Here is a 15,062-nt window from a genome sequence, read left to right as displayed (position 1 = left end):
GCCCCGTGGCGACCGTGTGGTCTCGAAGGAGTGTGAACGATGACAACCTTGTCGGAACGGATATCCCAGTCCGCCTTCGACGGCTCGAGGCTTCGGGTCGTGCTGCTGCTGGATCTGTACGACGGTGCGCAGAACCAGTTCCTGGAGGTCTACGAGCATCTCCGCAAGCAGGTGTCCTCCGTCCCCGGACACATCAGCGACGAGTTGTGCCAGTCGATCGAGAACCCCTCGCAGTGGCTCATCACCAGCGAGTGGGAGAGCGCACCGCGGTTCCTGGCCTGGGTCAACAGCGAGGAGCACGTCGCGTCGGTGCAGCCGCTCCACGGCTGCGTACGGGACACGCGCTCGCTGCGTTTCAGCGTGCTGCGGGTGACCGGCAAGGACTCCGTCCCCGTCGGCTCCCCCTCCCCCTCCCCCTCGGCCTCCGGATCCGATCCCGGGTTCGGCCCCGACGCCGCCACCGCGCACTTCGGGAACCGGTCCGGTGACCGCCTCCAGGTCGCTCCGCGGCGCGGGGACGGCGTGGTCCGCCACGCCCTCACCTTCACCGTGAAGCCGGGCAGCGAACCCGTCGTGGCGGAGCTGCTCGCCGGGTACACCTCCCCGCAGGCACGGGTGGACGAGAACACCCGGCTGCGGCGCACCTCGCTCTTCATGCACGGCAACCGGGTCGTACGGGCGGTCGAGGTGGAGGGCGACCTCCTCGCGGCACTGCGCCACGTGGCCCTGCAGCCCGAGGTGCGGGCCCTGGAGGAGGCCATCAACCCGTACCTGGAACAGGACCGGGACCTCAGCGACCCGGGATCCGCCCGGCTGTTCTTCACCCGTGCGGCGCTCCCCGCGGTGCACCACGTGGCGGCGGGCGGGCGCGAGCACGCGGACGTCCGGCGGCACGCGCTCTTCTACCCCGCCAAGAACGGGTGCGGCATGGAACTCGCCCGGCTGCTCGCCGGCCAGGACGAGGCTGCCGTGGACGACCCGGCCAACCCCATCGAGGGCAGCACGCTGTTCCAGCGCGACGACATCGTCGTCCGGCTCCTCGACCTGCGCGGTCCGCTCGACGCCCGGCCCGCCCTGACGCTCGGCGTCGAGGGCGGCCACAAGGCGGCGGTGCTGGCCCGGCTGCTCGACAGCGCCAAGGACGGCGTCCCCACAACGGACCAGGAGATCTCACGCTTCCTCGCGCGCTCTGAAATGCGCCTGATCACCGACCGGCGTACGCCGGACCAAGCCTGAGGAGATGGCCGTCATGACCCCTCGACTGACCATGGAAGAACTGGCCGCCCTGATGAAGAAGGGGGCCGGCGTGAACGTCGACCCCGCGGCCATGGCGAGCCGCCCCGACTCGGGCTTCGACGAGTGGGGGCTCGACTCCCTGGGGCTCCTCGGCATCGTCGGCGAACTGGAGAACCGGCACAGCCGGCCCCTGCCCGCCGACGCGGACCGGTGCAAGTCGCCGCGCGAGTTCCTGGACCTCGTCAACAACGCCCTGGCGACCAAGGCCTGACGCGTTCGGACGGACGGGCACCGCCCGTCCGTCGTGCCGACGCCCCCGAGACCGGCTCATCCCGCCGGTCTCGAGGCGTTGTGGCGCGCGGAGGGCGCGGAGTCACTCGGGCACGGTGCACTCGAACGCGTGCAGGTACGGGTTGACCGGACGGATCTCACCGATCACCAGCCCCGCGTCCCGCATCCGGGTGCACAGGCTGTCCTTGGTGTGCTTGGCGCCGCCCACGTTGAGGAGCAGCAGCAGGTCCATCGCCGTGGTGAACTTCATCGACGGGGTGTCGTCGACCAGGTTCTCGATGATGACGACCCTGGCTCCGGGGCGGGCCACGGAGACGACGTTGTGCAGGGTCCTGCGGGTGCTCTCGTCGTCCCATTCCAGGATGTTCTTGATGATGTACATGTCGGCCTCGACCGGGATGGCCTCGCGGCAGTCCCCGGGGACGATGTCGGCCCGCTCGGCGAGCGCGCCGCCGTCCCGCAGGCGGGGATCCGCCTTCGCCGCCACGCCCGGCAGGTCGAGCAGGACGCCGCGCACCGTCGGGTGCTTCTCCAGCAGGCTCGCCAGTACGTGCCCCTGGCCGCCGCCGATGTCCGCGACCACGGAGACCCCGGTGAGGTCGAGGAGCTCCGCGACGTCCAGCGCCGACTGCATGCTGGAGGTGGTCATGGCCCGGTTGAACACGTGGGCCGACTCGTCCGCGTCCTCGTGCAGGTACTGGAAGAACCCCTTGCCGAAGAGGTCCTGGAACACGCTCCCGCCGGAGCGCACGGCGTCGTCGAGGCGCGGCCAGGCCTGCCAGGTCCAGGGTTCCGTGCACCACAGGGAGATGTAGCGCAGGCTCTGCGGGTCGTCCTCGCGCAGCAGCCGGGACATCTCCGTGTGGACGAACTTCCCGTCCTCGGTCTCCTCGAAGATGCCGTAGCAGGTCAGGGCACGGAGCAGCCGTTCCAGGGGCCGGGGCTCGCAGTTCACCGCCGCGGCGAGCTCGGCGGCTGCGGCGGGCTCCGCGCCGAGGGCGTCGGCCACGCCGAGGCGGGCGGCGGCCCGTACGGCTCCGGCTACGGCCGCCCCGAACACGAGCTCGCGCAGCCGCATGGCGGGCTGGGGGGTGTGCGGGGGAACGGGGACGGTCGCGGGGGTGGAGGTGGAGGTGGAACTTACCGTGGTCATACGGCCTCGATTCTTCCGGTGAGGTGGAGCACGGTCAGCACATCCCGGCCGGTACGGAGGTCCCGCACCGGTTGCCGACGAACCGGTTGCCCGTTCCGGTGCCCTGGTTGGCCAGGTCGGCCGGCTGGTTGTCCCGCACCACGTTGTCCTGGATGACGTTGTCGGTGTTCGTCGCGCCCACGAAGCTCTTGAACAGCAGGATTCCGCCCGAGAGGGGGGAGGCGCCGACGTTGCCGCGGATGGAGTTCGAACGGACGACCGTCTCCTCGGCCCCGGTGAGGACGATGCCGACGCCCTGGATGTCGGGGAGGCGGCTGTTGCCCTTGCAGAACTTGTTGTTCTCGTGGATCCGGTTGCCGCGGATGGTCATGGCTCCGGCGCCCGGCTCGCCCTCGTCGCCGACGACGAAGATGCCGCCGCAGTTGCCGGTGAGGGTGTTGCCGCGGACGGAGAGGTTCCGGACCCGCCTGACCGTGACTCCGATCCGGTTGCCGGTCAGCGTGTTGCGCCGGACCACCGCGCCCAGGGTGTCGGTGGCGCCGCCCTCCCGTTCCACCGTGTTGGCGATGAAGATCCCCGACTCGGTGTTGTCGCGGGCGATGTTGCCGCGGAACACCCCGCGGGTGGACCGCTCCTGGGCGATGCCCCAGGTGCCGTTCTTCTCGGAGATCACCCGCTCGACGCTGAGCCGGTCGGTGTAGGAGGCCCAGATGCCGTTCCGCTTGAAGCCCGAGACGGTCAGCGCCCGGATGTTCACCTGGTTCACGCTCTGCTCCGGCGTCCCCATGACGCAGATGCCGGTGTCGGCCTGCGAGCAGGCGGTGGCCGCGCGCACGGGTGCCGCGGGTGAGGCCGTCCCGGCCTCGGCGACCGGCGGCCTGATCACCGTACGGCTGCCGTATCCCCGCAGGGTCAGCCGCTTCGTGATCAGCACGTTCTCGTAGTAGGTGCCGGGCATCACGGTGATGATGTCGCCCGGCCGTGCGGCATTCACCGCGTCCTGGATCGAGTCGCCCGGGAGCACTCGGCGTCCGGCCGCGGCGGCGGGTGGCGCGGCCACGCCGAGCCCTGCGGCCATGACGACTGCGATGCACATGAGGGACTTGAGTTGTCGGTTCGTCACGATGCAGAAGTTATGGGCGATTAGGGCAATTCGCCACACCGAGTGAGCGGAAGGACACATGCCGTGCGCAAACGGAGCAATTTGACCTCCTCAGGGGTGGTGCCGGGGGCAGGGGCGGACGGCCTTCCTCCCCCACGTCGTGACGCCTCGTCACCCGGAGCCGGGGAGCGCGCCACGAGCCGTTGCCCCCGTCCCCTCGACCGGGCTGGTCGCACCGGGTTTCCCCGGCGCGCCGGCAAGGGGCAACGGGCAACCCGTCGATCCCGGCACCCGGCGGGGGCAGGCTGAAGTCGTCCGCAGGAGGCAAGAACCACCAGGGGAAACCATGCACAAGACGTTCCGCGGCCTCGCCGCTCTCGCGATCGCCGCCACCGCCGTCCTCGCGCTCAGCGGCTCGGTCGAGGCCAAGCCGGTCGACGCGTGGGCCGGATGCCCGGAGGGGGCGGTCTGCATCTACCCTCAGAACCAGAACCCCGCCGTCAAGCCGACCCACGCCTTCTACAAGTACGGGTCCCACAACCTGAGCAACCAGTTCGGGAAGCACTGGGTGCTCAACAATCAGTACGGCGGTGCGACCGCAAAGCTGTGCACCGGCCGCAACGGCGCGGGCTGCGGCAGCCCCATCGCCGCCAAGACCGGCGTCTACGCCGACCTCACGCCGATCAACTCGATCCGGCTCAACCCGTAGCACCCCCTCGGCCGGGCCTTCCGGAGCCGCCGCGCGGGCGGTTCGCGGGGTTCCTGTGCTCGTCATACCGGCTGGAAGATCCGGCCTTCGGGCCCACCCTCGCGGTAGCCTGGGCAGCGCCATCTCGCTGCCTGGGCGCGCATTGCCATGGGGGATGTTTTGGGGGATCCGGACCGCCGGCGGAACACCGATCACCAGCACGAATCCGAAGACACCGCGGTGCACTTCCCCGCGCAGCTGAGACGTCTGCGGGTGCAACGCGGGCTGTCCCTCGCGGACCTCGCACGGCAGACGCACTACAGCAAGGGCTACCTCAGCAAGATCGAGACCGGCTCGAAGCGCGTCACCGTCGACGTCGCGCGGCGCTGCGACGACGTCCTGCGGGCGGGAGGTGAACTGCTGCGGATGGTCCGGGAGACGGGAGCGCCCGGCGCCGGCGGCGGTGCGCAACGGCCGTCCGACGCCGGTCCGGCGGCGGACGGCGCGTGTCCGTACCGCGGCCTGCCGGCCTTCACCGCGCGGGACGCCGGGTGGTTCTTCGGCCGGGAGCGGGCGACGACCGCGTTGGTCGAACGGCTCTTCGAGCGGATCGGCACCGGCCCGCTGATGCTGGTCGCCCCCTCGGGTGCGGGCAAGTCCTCGCTGCTCAGCGCCGGTCTCGTGCCGGCGCTGCGGCGCGCCGGAGGCTTCCCGATGCCGGGCGCCGACAGGTGGCCGGTGGTGCGGTTCACTCCCACCGCGCATCCGCTGGAGGAGCTGCTGGACCGCGCCGCGAAGGTGCTGGGCAGCGATCTCGGCCTCACCGCAGGGGAGTTGCGGGGCCGCCCGCACGCGCTGCTCGAAGCGGTCCACCGGCTCTCGGACCGTCCCCCGGGCGGCTCCGGGGACCGGCGGCCGCCTCCGCCGCGTCCGGTGCTGCTCGTCGACCAGTTCGAGGAGCTGTTCACGCTCTGCTCCGACGAGGACGAGCGGCGCGCGTTCGTCCGGGTGCTCTGCGCGCTGGCCGCGTCCGGCCCGGCGCCGCCGGCCGGGCACGCCCCCGCCGTCGTGGTGCTCGGCGTACGGGCGGACTTCTCCGGGAACTGTCTGGACCTTCCGGAGCTGGCCCCGGTCTTCACCGGCGGGCTGTTCGTGCCGCCCCCGATGTCCCTGGCGGAGCTGCGGGAATCGATCACCCGGCCGGCCGAGCTCGCCGGTCTCACCCTCGAACCGGGCCTGGTCCCGCTGCTGCTGCGCGACGTCGGACTGCGCGACGATCCGCCGGACCGGACGCCGTCCGGCGCGCTGCCGCTGCTCTCCCACGCGCTGATGGCCACCTGGCACCAGCGCGAGGGCGCCACCCTGACCGTCGCCGGGTACGAGCGCACCGGCGGCATCCAGGGGGCGATCGCCCGCACGGCCGAGGAGGTGTTCGCCCGCCTGTACCCGGCGGAGCAGCACACGCTGCGCCGCATTCTGGTGCGGCTGGTGCACGTGGCCGACGGCACGGGCGCGGCCCGGCGCCGGATGAGCCGGACCGCCCTGCTGGAACAACCGGCCGACGCGGGCCCCGCCGCGGCCGCGCTCGACGCCTTCGTACGGGCCCGCCTGATCACCATGGACAGCGACACCGTCGAGATCACCCACGAGGCGCTGCTGCACGCCTGGCCACGGCTGCGCGGCTGGATCCACGCCGACCGGGCCGGGCTCCTGATCCACCAGCAACTGGCCCACGCCGCCGCCGAGTGGGAGCGCGAGGGCCGGGATCCGTCGGCGCTCTACCGCGGGACCCGGCTGGACACCGCGCGTTCCTGGGCCGACGAGCTGGACGGCAGGAGCCGGCTCGGCCCCCTGGAGGCCGCGTTCCTCCGGGCCGGCCAGGAGGCGCACGACAGCCGCGAGCGGCAGACCGGGCGTCAGGTGCGGCTGCGGCAGCGGCTGCTGGCCACGCTCGTCGTCCTGCTGGTCCTCGCGGTGGGCGCCGGCGGACTGGCCTACCAGCAGCGGGCGGGGGCGCTCGGCCAGGAGCGCGTCGCGCGTTCGCGGGCGCTGGCCCTGCAGTCGGCGGCGCTGGCCGCCGGTCAGCCGGAGGCGTCGATGCTGCTCGCCGGGGAGGCCTACCGGACGGCGCCGACCAGCGAGGCCCGGGGCGCCCTGCTGAGCACCCAGTCCCAGCCGTTCATCGCCCGCCTGGCCGGGCACGGCGGGCCGGTCAACGCGGTGGCCTTCTCACCGGGAAACGGCGCGCTGGCCACGGCCGGTTCCGACGGGACGGTGACCCTGCGACGGGTGGCCGACCGCCGCACCCTCGCCACCTTCACGATGCCCGGGCGGGTCCGCGCGGTCGCCGTCAGCCCCGACGGGCGGAGCCTCGCGGCCGCGTCCACGGACGGGCCGGCGCGGCTCTGGGACACCGTCGGCCACCGTCCGACGGGGGTGCTCCCCGCGAGCACGGCGGGCGCCCGGGCCGTGGCCTTCTCCCCCGACGGGCGGACGATGGCGGTCGCCTGCGCCGACGGGACGGTCCGGCTGTGGGAGACCGCCGGGGACCACCGCGCCGTCGCCTCCCTCGCGGGCCACACCGGGCGGGTCAACGCCCTCGCGTACGCCGCGGACGGCCGGACGCTGGTCTCGGCCGGCGCCGACCGGACCGTACGGCTGTGGGATCCGGTGGAGGCCCTCCCGCTGGCCGTGCTCACCGGGCACACCGACGAGGTGCTGGGGGCGGCGTTCGCCCCGGACGGCCGTACGGTCGCCACGGGGGGCGTGGACCGGACCGTACGGCTGTGGGACGTGGCCGGCCGGCGGACGGCCGCGACGCTGACCGGGCACAGCGACGACGTCAACGGCGTCGCCTACACACCGGACGGCACGACGGTCGTCAGCGCGGGCGGCGACGGGACGACGCGGCTGTGGGACGTGGCCGGCGGCCGGCTGACGGCGACCCTGGCCGGGCACACCGACTACGTGCTCGGGGTGGCCGTGGACCCGCGCGGCACGGTGCTGGCCACCGCCGGTTTCGACCAGTCGGTGGTGCTGTGGGACCTGCGGGGCGCGGCGCTGGCCTCGCGGCCGTTCACGGAGATCTGGCACGCCTCGTACAGCCCGGACGGAAAGCTCCTGGCGACCGCGGAGGCGGATCACCGGGTGCGGCTGTGGGACGTGGCGGAGCGCAGGGTGCTGGCCACCTTCGAGGGGCACAGCGAGACGGTGTTCTCGGTGGCCTTCTCCCCCGACGGGCGGACCCTGGCGTCGGCCGGCTCGGACGGCACCGTACGGCTGTGGGACGTCGCGGCGGGCGGTCCGTCGGCCACGCTCGCGGGGCTGGGCGGCACCGTGTTCGCGGTGGCCTTCTCCCCTGACGGGCGCACGCTCGCCTCGGCCGGCTCGGACGGCACCGTACGGCTGTGGGACGTCGCGGAGCGCCGCCCGCTGGCCACCCTCACGGGGCACACGGACTTCGCCAACGACGTGGCGTTCAGCCCCGACGGACGCACCCTGGCGAGCGGCGGCGACGATCTGACGGTCCGTCTCTGGGACGTGGCGGGGCGCCGTCCGCTGGCCGCCCTGACCGGCCATACGGGCGCCGTGCGCGGGGTGGCCTTCAGCCCGGACGGGCGGACCCTCGCCAGCAGCGGCAACGACGGGACCGTACGGCTGTGGGACGCGCGGGCGCACCGCTTCCGGGCGGCGCTGTCCGGCCACACCGGCTCCGCGCGGGGCATCGCCTTCTCCCCCGACGGGCGCACCCTCGCCAGCAGCGGCAACGACCGTACGGTGCGGCTGTGGGACGTGGCGGGGCGCCGGACGGTGGCGGCGCTGTCCGGACACGCGAGCGCGGTGTGGGGGGTCGTCTTCGCCCCCGACGGCCGGACGGTGGCCAGCAGCAGCACGGACGGCACCGTACGGCTGTGGAACCTGGACGTGGGGGCGCGGCTGGCGGCGATCGGCGGGTTGCGGAAGGGCCCGACCGGCCGAGGAGTGGCTGATCCGAACCGGAGTTGACGAGGCCGACGTCCGTACTCGGCCATAGTTTGGCCGAAATTCCTTTGCAGAAAACGTTGCTGCGAACCCCCGTATCGATAGTACGATTTCCACCGAACATGTGCCCTTGGCAACCATCGACCCGGACCTCGACCATCCTGTTCTACCGCCAAAGGCCCATGCCGTATTGCTGCTTGCCCACCGGCACCGTCAGGTGCACGGCCGAGGTCACAAACCTTGACGGGCGGGATGCGGACGACGCGCGCGACATGTGCGTCGTCCGCCCCGTCGGCAACACCTAGGGGAGTAATTTCCGTGTCTCACATGCGCAAGATCGTCGTTGCAGCCATCGCCGTTTCGCTCACCACCGTCGGGATTGCGGCCAGCGCCTCGGCGGACCCCACGAAGGACGCGAAGGCCCAGGTCTCGGCCGCCGAGGCCGGCATCACCGGCACCTGGTACAACCAGCTCGGCTCGACCTTCATCGTGACCGCGAACGCGGACGGCGGCCTCACCGGCACCTACGAGTCGGCCGTCGGCAACGCCGAGAGCCGCTACGTCCTGACCGGCCGTTACGACACCGCCGCGGCCGACGGCACCGGCACCGCCCTCGGCTGGACGGTGGCCTGGAAGAATAACTTCCGCAACGCCCACTCCGCCACGACGTGGAGCGGCCAGTACGTCGGCGGCGCCGAGGCGAAGATCAACACCCAGTGGCTGCTGACCTCCGGCACCACCGCAGCCGACGCCTGGAAGTCCACCCTGGTCGGCCACGACACCTTCACCAAGGTGAAGCCGTCCGCCGCCGACATCGACGCGGCCAAGAAGGCCGGCGTCAACAACGGCAACCCGCTCGACGCCGTCCAGCAGTAGGACGCGTCCGGGCACCCGGGTGCCGAGACGCCGAACCGAACGCGTGCGGGCCGTCCGGAGGTTCCCCCCGGACGGCCCGTGCGGCAGTGGACCCGCCCCGGCGCCGTCCACGCGGGATGCGTCTCACACAGGTGCGTCCCCGGCGGGCATTCAGCGTGATCACGACGGCTTGGTACCGTCGGCCGGGGGGAAGGTGGAATTGACGTGATGGTGACAATGCCCGTTGGCAGTGTGGATCTTTTCGACCAGGGGTACGCGCTCGACCCCTATCCGGCGATGGCCGCACTCCGCGCGAAAGAACCCGTGAAGTACGACGAGAACACGGGGCTTTGGCTGATAAGCCGGTACGAGGACGTGCGCTCCGTTCTCCTCGACCCGGAGAATTTCCTTCCGGACAATGCGATCGACGCGATCGGACGCTTCTCGGTGCCGACGCTGCGCGTCCTCGCACGGGTCAGGTTCGACCTCCCGCAAACGCTTGCAAACAACGGCTCGGACAGCCACGCCGGTTATCGGCGCATCATGACGAAGCTGTTCAACGCCCAGGCCGTCAACGCCTCGGTGCCGATGGTCGAGAAGGTCGTGGCGCAGGCGCTCGACGACGTCGAGCGACGGCTCGCCGCCGACGGTGCGTGCGATCTGGCGACGACCATCGCGCGGGACGTGCCCTTCCGGGTGATGCTGCGGCTGCTCGGTCTGGAATCGGCCATCGACGTGGACATCGACACCCTGGCCCGGTGGAGCGACGCCTCGCTGGAACTGTTCTGGGGGCGGCCGCGGGGCGAGCGCGAGGTGGCGCTGGCCCGCGAGGCCGCCGAGTTCTACGCCTGGCTCACCGCGCTGGTCTCGAAGCCGGCGCCCGAGGAGGCCACGCTGCTCGGCGCGCTCGCCGCGCACCGGCTGCCGGACGGGGAGCCGCTGGGCGTGACCCAGAAGGCCGCGGTGGTCTACTTCATGATCATCGCCGGTCAGATGACGACCACCCAGATGCTCAGCACCATGTACCGCGGGGCCCTCCGGGAGCCCGGTCTGTGGCGGCGGTTCGCCGAGGCGCCGGCGACCGTCGGGCCCTGGACCGAGGAGGTGCTGCGGCGCGATCCGCCCATCACCACCTGGCGGCGGGTCACCGGCCGCCCGATGACCCTGTCCGGCGTGGACCTGCCGGCCGGGGCGCCGTTGCTGCTGATGCTCGCGTCCACCGGCTCGGACACCGAGGTCTTCGAGAACCCCGAGCAGCTCTGTCCGCACCGGGCCAACGTCCGCAGGCACCTGTCCTTCGGCGTGGGCCGGCACCGCTGCTCCGGCGCCGAGCTGGCCAGGATGGAGGCCGATGTGGTGATGCGCATGACCGCCGAGCGGCTGCCGGACCTCAGGCTCTCGGACCGGTCCTCGCCCGAGATGCTGGCGCTGCTCTCCTTCCGGGCCCCGCTCCAGGTCCTGGTGGAGCGGGGCTGAACACCTCGGACCGCGTCAACCGGCTCACCAGGGGCTGTGCTTGACCACGACGTCGATCGCACGGTCGATCTCGGCCTCGGTCAGGTCCGCGCGGGAGGTGAGCCGGATCCGGGAGAACCTGTCGGGCACCGACGGCGGGCGGAAGCAGGCCACCTTGACGCCGTCGGCCAGGCAGTCCTCCGCCCACTTCGCGGTCTGGGCGGCGGAGGGCCCGCGGACCGAGACCACGGCCGCCTGCGCCTCGGTCACGGGCAGTCCGGTGGCCGCGAGGCGCTCGGCGAGGGCGACCGCCACGGCCCGGGTCCGGGCCGGCCGGTCCGGCTCGGCGCGCAGCACCCGCAGCGCCGCCAGGGCTCCGGCGGCGGAGGCCGGGGCGAGCCCCGTGTCGAACAGGAAACTGCGGGCCATGTTCATCACGTGGTCGATGACCCGGCGGGGGCCGAGCACGGCGCCGCCCTGTGCGCCCAGGGACTTGGACAGGGTGATGGTGGTGACCACGTCGGGGCTGCGGGTGAGCCCGGCGGCGGCCACCGCGCCCTCTCCGCGCTCGCCGATGACGCCGAACCCGTGCGCGTCGTCGACGAGCAGGCCGGCGCCCTGCCGGCGGCAGACGTCGAGGACGGCCCCGAGGTCGACGAGGTCACCGTCGACCGAGAACACGGACTCGGTGACCGCCACCGCGCGCTGCTGCTCCCGTTCGGCGAGCACCCGCTCCAGCGCCTGCGGATCGGCGTGCGCGGTGTCGACCACGTCCGCGCCCGACAGCCGGTAACCGTCGATCAGGGAGGCGTGGTTGAACGCGTCGGAGGCGATCAGGGTGCCGGGGCGGGCCAGCACGGTGACCGCCCCGAGGTTGGCGAGGTAGCCGGAGGAGAAGACCAGCGCGGCCTCCACCCCGCTGAACTCGGCCAGCTCCCGCTCCAGTTCGACGTGGACTTCGGTGGTTCCGGTGGCCAGCCGGGAGCCTGTCGAGCCGGCGCCCCAGATCAGGGAGGCATCGGCCACCGCCCGCACCACGTCGGGGTGGCGGGTGAGGCCGAGGTAGTCGTTGCCGCCGAAGTCGATCACGTTCGGCCGGGCCCCGCGGACCTGGACCCGGCGGGTGAGGCCCGCCCGGTCCCTGCGCCGCGTACTGTCGTCGATCCACGCGAACACGTCGCCCGGATCGCGGTGTCGCTCTGCTTCCATCGTTTCGCTCCGAACGCTATCCGGCAGGGCCGAGGACGAGGACGCCGTTGTGGCCGCCGAAGCCGAACGACTGGGTGAGGGAGGGGCCGGGCTGCCACTTGCGGCCCCCGCCGGTCACCACGTCCACGGCGAGAGCCGGGTCGACCGAGGTGAGGCCGATGGTCGGCGGTATCAGCTCGTGGCGCATGGACAGGAGCACCGCGACGGCCTCCAGCGCACCGCCGGCGCCGAACGCGTGCCCGGTCGCCCCCTTGGTGGAGGTCACCGGAGGGCACTGGTCGAACACCGACAGGACGGCCTTGGTCTCCGCCTCGTCGTTGCGCAGGGTCCCCGTGCCGTGGGCGTTGATCTGCCGTACGTCCTGCGGGCGCACCCCGGCGTCGTCGAGTGCGAGCCGGATGCACCGGGCGGCGTCACCGCCGCCGGGGGCGGGCATGGTGATGTCGTGCGCGTCGGCCGTGCTGGCGGAGCCGAGCACCTCGCCGTGGATGGTGGCGCCGCGCGCCACCGCCGTGTCCCATTCCTCCAGGACGAGCACGGCGGCGCCCTCGGCGATGGCGAAGCCGTCGCGTTCCGCGTCGAAGGGCCGGGTCCGGCCGGAGGCGGACAGGGCCCGCATGTTGGTGAACCCGGCGACGATGGTGGGCGTGATCGCGGCCTCGGTACCGCCGGCGAGCACCCGGTCACAGGTGCCGTCGGCGATCATCCGTGCGGCGTGTCCGATGGCGTGGGTGGCCGCGGCGCAGGCGGTCTCCAGGCTCTCGCACGGCCCGCGCCAGCCCTGGCGCATGGCCACCGTCGCGGCGGCGGCGTTGGCCATCATCATCGGCACGAGGAACGGGGAGACCCGCCGGCCGCCGCGCTCGTGGTGGATGACGGTCTGCCGTTCGAAGGTGCTGACGCCGGCCAGCGCGGTGGCGATGACGACGCCGCTGCGTTCGGCGTCCACCTCCGTGAGGCCCGCGTCGCGGTGGGCCATGTCGGCGGCGGCGACGGCGAACTGGGTGAACCGGTCGGTGTGCCGGGCTTCGCGGACGTCCATCCAGGGTGACGGATCCCAGTCCGTCAGTTCCCGGTGGCCGTCGGGCGGCGTCTGGAAGAGGCCTTCCCAGAAGGCCTCCGCCCCCGTGCCGCAGGCGCTCACGACACCGAGGCCGGTGACCGCGACGCGGCGTGCCCCTGCTGTCCCTGCGGCCATCACGCGACCAGCGAGAGGATGAGCCGGTGCAGGTCCCCGACGGTGTGGATGTCCTCCACCGCCTCGTCGGGCACCGAGATGCCGAACTCCTCCTCGATGGCCATGACCAGCTCCACCTGGATGAGGCTGCTGGCGCCCAGGTCCTCGGTCAGGCTCGCGTCCGGGGTCACGGACTCCTGCTTGACCTGCAAGACGTCCACGGCGCAGGTGGTGAGCCGGTCGAAAACGTCGTCGTTAGCCACGGGTGGCCAACCTCCCCCAAAATGAGATGAATTGTTGGTGTTTTCTATTTTTCAACGTCACCCGTTGTGCGCGGGCTCCGGCAGTGCGTGGGCGGGCGCCCCGGCCCGACCCTTGCGCCCCGCGGAAACCCTCGGGAGGACGACCAGCGCCAGAGCGATCAGCTCCAGGCAGGCGCCCGCCCACGCGAGGGCGGCCGGCGAGAGCCGGTCGAGCACCGCCCCGCCGACCGCGCCGCCCAGCGCCACGCCGAGGTACGACGCGGAGCTGTTGACGGAGATGGCCACGCTCGGGGCGGTGGGGGCCAGGTCCAGCACGCGGTGGATGGCGGTGGGCGGTTCGGCCCAGTAGACCGTTCCCCAGGCGACCGTGACGGCGAGGAAGGCCGCCACCACGACCGTCGAGTCGGAGGCGAACCAGCTCGCCAGGACCGCCAGCAGTGCCATGGCCGCCGTGACGCCCGACACCGAGGCGGTGAAGGTGCGTTCCGCCCCGATGCGGTCGCTGAGCCGGCCGCCGACGGCGTTGCCGACCGCGCCCGCGACACCGAACACCAGCAGGACGATGCTCACGCCGGCGTTGTCCAGGCCCGTGGTGGCCCGGGTGAAGGCCGCCAGGTAGGTGAAGACGGTGAAGCAGCCGGCCACCGCGAACAGGTTGGCCAGCACGGCCAGCAGGACCGGGCGCTGCGCGCCGATCCGCACCCGGTCGCGCATGCTGATCGCCGGCGGCTGCGGCACCGCGGGCAGCACCAGGAACAGCCCGATGAACACGGGCAGGGCCAGCGCCACCACCAGCGCCAACGTGAGGCGCCAGCTGCCGAGTTGCCCGACCAGCGTACCGCCGGGCACACCGAGCGCCGTGGCCACCGTGAGCCCGCCGATGATCAGGGACACCGCCCGGCCCCGGTACCGCTCCCCCGCGAGCGCCGTCGCGGTGGCCGCGGCGGTGTTCATGTAGAGGGCGGCGCTGATCCCGGCCAGGATCCTGGCCGTCATCAGCACCCCGTAGGTGGGGGCGAGTGCGCCCAGCACGTTGGCGAGCAGGAAGGCCAGCATGGAGCCGCGCAGCATGACGCGCCGGGACAGGCCCGCGGTCAGGGTCATCAGGACCGGAGCGCTGATCGCGTAGCTGAGCGCGAAGGCCGTGACGAGCTGTCCGGCCACCGGTTCGGACACGTCCAGTTCACCGGCGATACGCGGAAGAATCCCGCTGATGACGAATCCGTCGGTGCCGACGGCAAAGGAGCCGATTGCGAGAAGCGCCAGAATCACCTTGTGGGGCATGACGCCTCCCGGGGACCCTGCGCGCGATCACGCATGTCAGGATCGTGAATTTCCGGGCCCCCCTTTCAAGTCGAGCCGCTCTCGTGAACCGGCTGTACGAACGGGGTTGTTCCGATCAACGTACCAGCAAGCATGTCCCGGCAAAAACGGCTTTTACGTGAGGGCGATCACGCGGACCCATGGCCGAAAAATGCCGCCCTGCCGGCGAGTTGATCAGCAAAGACCGCCGATTTCCGGTCACACCCCGGCCCCCACAAGTAGATGTGGCTTGAATGGAATGGGTCGGTGGATATGTTCGGACCGTTTGTCAACGCGTGATTCCGACGAAGTGCCCCGACCATGGCGCACCGCCCAACCCCAGGCCGCAG

12 protein-coding genes are annotated in these 15,062 nt (G+C 72.3%); 6 read left to right on the top strand and 6 right to left on the bottom strand.

The features are described 5' to 3' along the window. The first annotated feature begins 39 nt into the window (after window positions 1–39). Both AB0D29_RS24275 and AB0D29_RS24270 read left to right on the top strand, forming a co-directional pair. Window positions 40–1,236: a SchA/CurD-like domain-containing protein gene (locus tag AB0D29_RS24275; protein ID WP_362856992.1), complete on the top strand. Its 1,197-nt coding sequence runs from the start codon at window positions 40–42 to the stop codon at window positions 1,234–1,236. A gap of 13 nt (window positions 1,237–1,249) precedes the next feature. Further along, window positions 1,250–1,507 carry an acyl carrier protein gene (locus tag AB0D29_RS24270; RefSeq protein ID WP_361765685.1) on the top strand — a complete coding sequence of 86 codons (258 nt, stop codon included), beginning with the start codon at window positions 1,250–1,252 and terminating at the stop codon, window positions 1,505–1,507. 102 nt (window positions 1,508–1,609) lie between these two features. On the opposite strand, the gene AB0D29_RS24265 is transcribed toward AB0D29_RS24270, so the two are convergent. Both AB0D29_RS24265 and AB0D29_RS24260 read right to left on the bottom strand, forming a co-directional pair. Beyond that, the gene (locus AB0D29_RS24265) at window positions 1,610–2,680 is read right to left on the bottom strand and encodes a methyltransferase (RefSeq protein WP_362856991.1); all 1,071 of its coding nucleotides are present in this window, start codon (window positions 2,678–2,680) and stop codon (window positions 1,610–1,612) included. A 34-nt stretch (window positions 2,681–2,714) separates the two neighbouring features. Further along, window positions 2,715–3,776 carry a right-handed parallel beta-helix repeat-containing protein gene (locus AB0D29_RS24260; RefSeq protein WP_362857023.1) on the bottom strand — a complete coding sequence of 354 codons (1,062 nt, stop codon included), beginning with the start codon at window positions 3,774–3,776 and terminating at the stop codon, window positions 2,715–2,717. 352 nt (window positions 3,777–4,128) lie between these two features. On the opposite strand from AB0D29_RS24260, the gene AB0D29_RS24255 reads away from it, so the two are divergent. The 4 genes from AB0D29_RS24255 (at window position 4,129) to AB0D29_RS24240 (ending at window position 10,782) form a co-directional block, all read left to right on the top strand. After that, on the top strand, window positions 4,129–4,491 hold the full coding sequence (locus AB0D29_RS24255; RefSeq protein ID WP_362856989.1) for a hypothetical protein: 363 nt from the start codon (window positions 4,129–4,131) through the stop codon (window positions 4,489–4,491). Between the two features lie 147 nt (window positions 4,492–4,638). Then, a complete protein-coding gene (locus AB0D29_RS24250; protein WP_362856987.1) occupies window positions 4,639–8,475 on the top strand; it encodes a helix-turn-helix domain-containing protein in 3,837 nt (1,278 codons plus the stop codon). Between the two features lie 303 nt (window positions 8,476–8,778). Beyond that, window positions 8,779–9,327 carry an avidin/streptavidin family protein gene (locus AB0D29_RS24245; RefSeq protein ID WP_362856985.1) on the top strand — a complete coding sequence of 183 codons (549 nt, stop codon included), beginning with the start codon at window positions 8,779–8,781 and terminating at the stop codon, window positions 9,325–9,327. 216 nt (window positions 9,328–9,543) lie between these two features. Continuing rightward, the gene (locus AB0D29_RS24240; protein ID WP_362856984.1) at window positions 9,544–10,782 is read left to right on the top strand and encodes a cytochrome P450; all 1,239 of its coding nucleotides are present in this window, start codon (window positions 9,544–9,546) and stop codon (window positions 10,780–10,782) included. Between the two features lie 24 nt (window positions 10,783–10,806). Here the strand turns inward: AB0D29_RS24240 and AB0D29_RS24235 are convergent, their stop codons facing one another. Genes AB0D29_RS24235 through AB0D29_RS24220 form a run of 4 tightly spaced genes read right to left on the bottom strand, consistent with a single transcriptional unit; the run spans window position 10,807 to window position 14,694 of the window. Continuing rightward, window positions 10,807–11,970: an 8-amino-7-oxononanoate synthase gene (locus tag AB0D29_RS24235; RefSeq protein ID WP_362856983.1), complete on the bottom strand. Its 1,164-nt coding sequence runs from the start codon at window positions 11,968–11,970 to the stop codon at window positions 10,807–10,809. A 16-nt stretch (window positions 11,971–11,986) separates the two neighbouring features. Next, entirely contained in the window at window positions 11,987–13,168 is a 1,182-nt protein-coding gene (locus AB0D29_RS24230; protein ID WP_362856982.1) for a beta-ketoacyl synthase N-terminal-like domain-containing protein, read from the bottom strand. After that, the gene (gene acpP / locus AB0D29_RS24225) at window positions 13,168–13,410 is read right to left on the bottom strand and encodes an acyl carrier protein (protein ID WP_362856980.1); all 243 of its coding nucleotides are present in this window, start codon (window positions 13,408–13,410) and stop codon (window positions 13,168–13,170) included. The genes AB0D29_RS24230 and acpP overlap by 1 nt, the downstream gene beginning before the upstream one ends. A 57-nt stretch (window positions 13,411–13,467) precedes the next feature. Beyond that, complete coding sequence (locus AB0D29_RS24220; protein ID WP_362856979.1) at window positions 13,468–14,694, bottom strand: MFS transporter; 1,227 nt, start codon at window positions 14,692–14,694, stop codon at window positions 13,468–13,470. Window positions 14,695–15,062: the final 368 nt, after the last annotated feature.

It is taken from the genome of Streptomyces sp. NPDC048424 (assembly GCF_040651555.1).
Lineage (GTDB): Bacteria > Actinomycetota > Actinomycetes > Streptomycetales > Streptomycetaceae > Streptomyces.
Note: the sequence above shows the minus strand (reverse complement) of the source record. Positions and strands in the feature narration are given on the sequence as shown.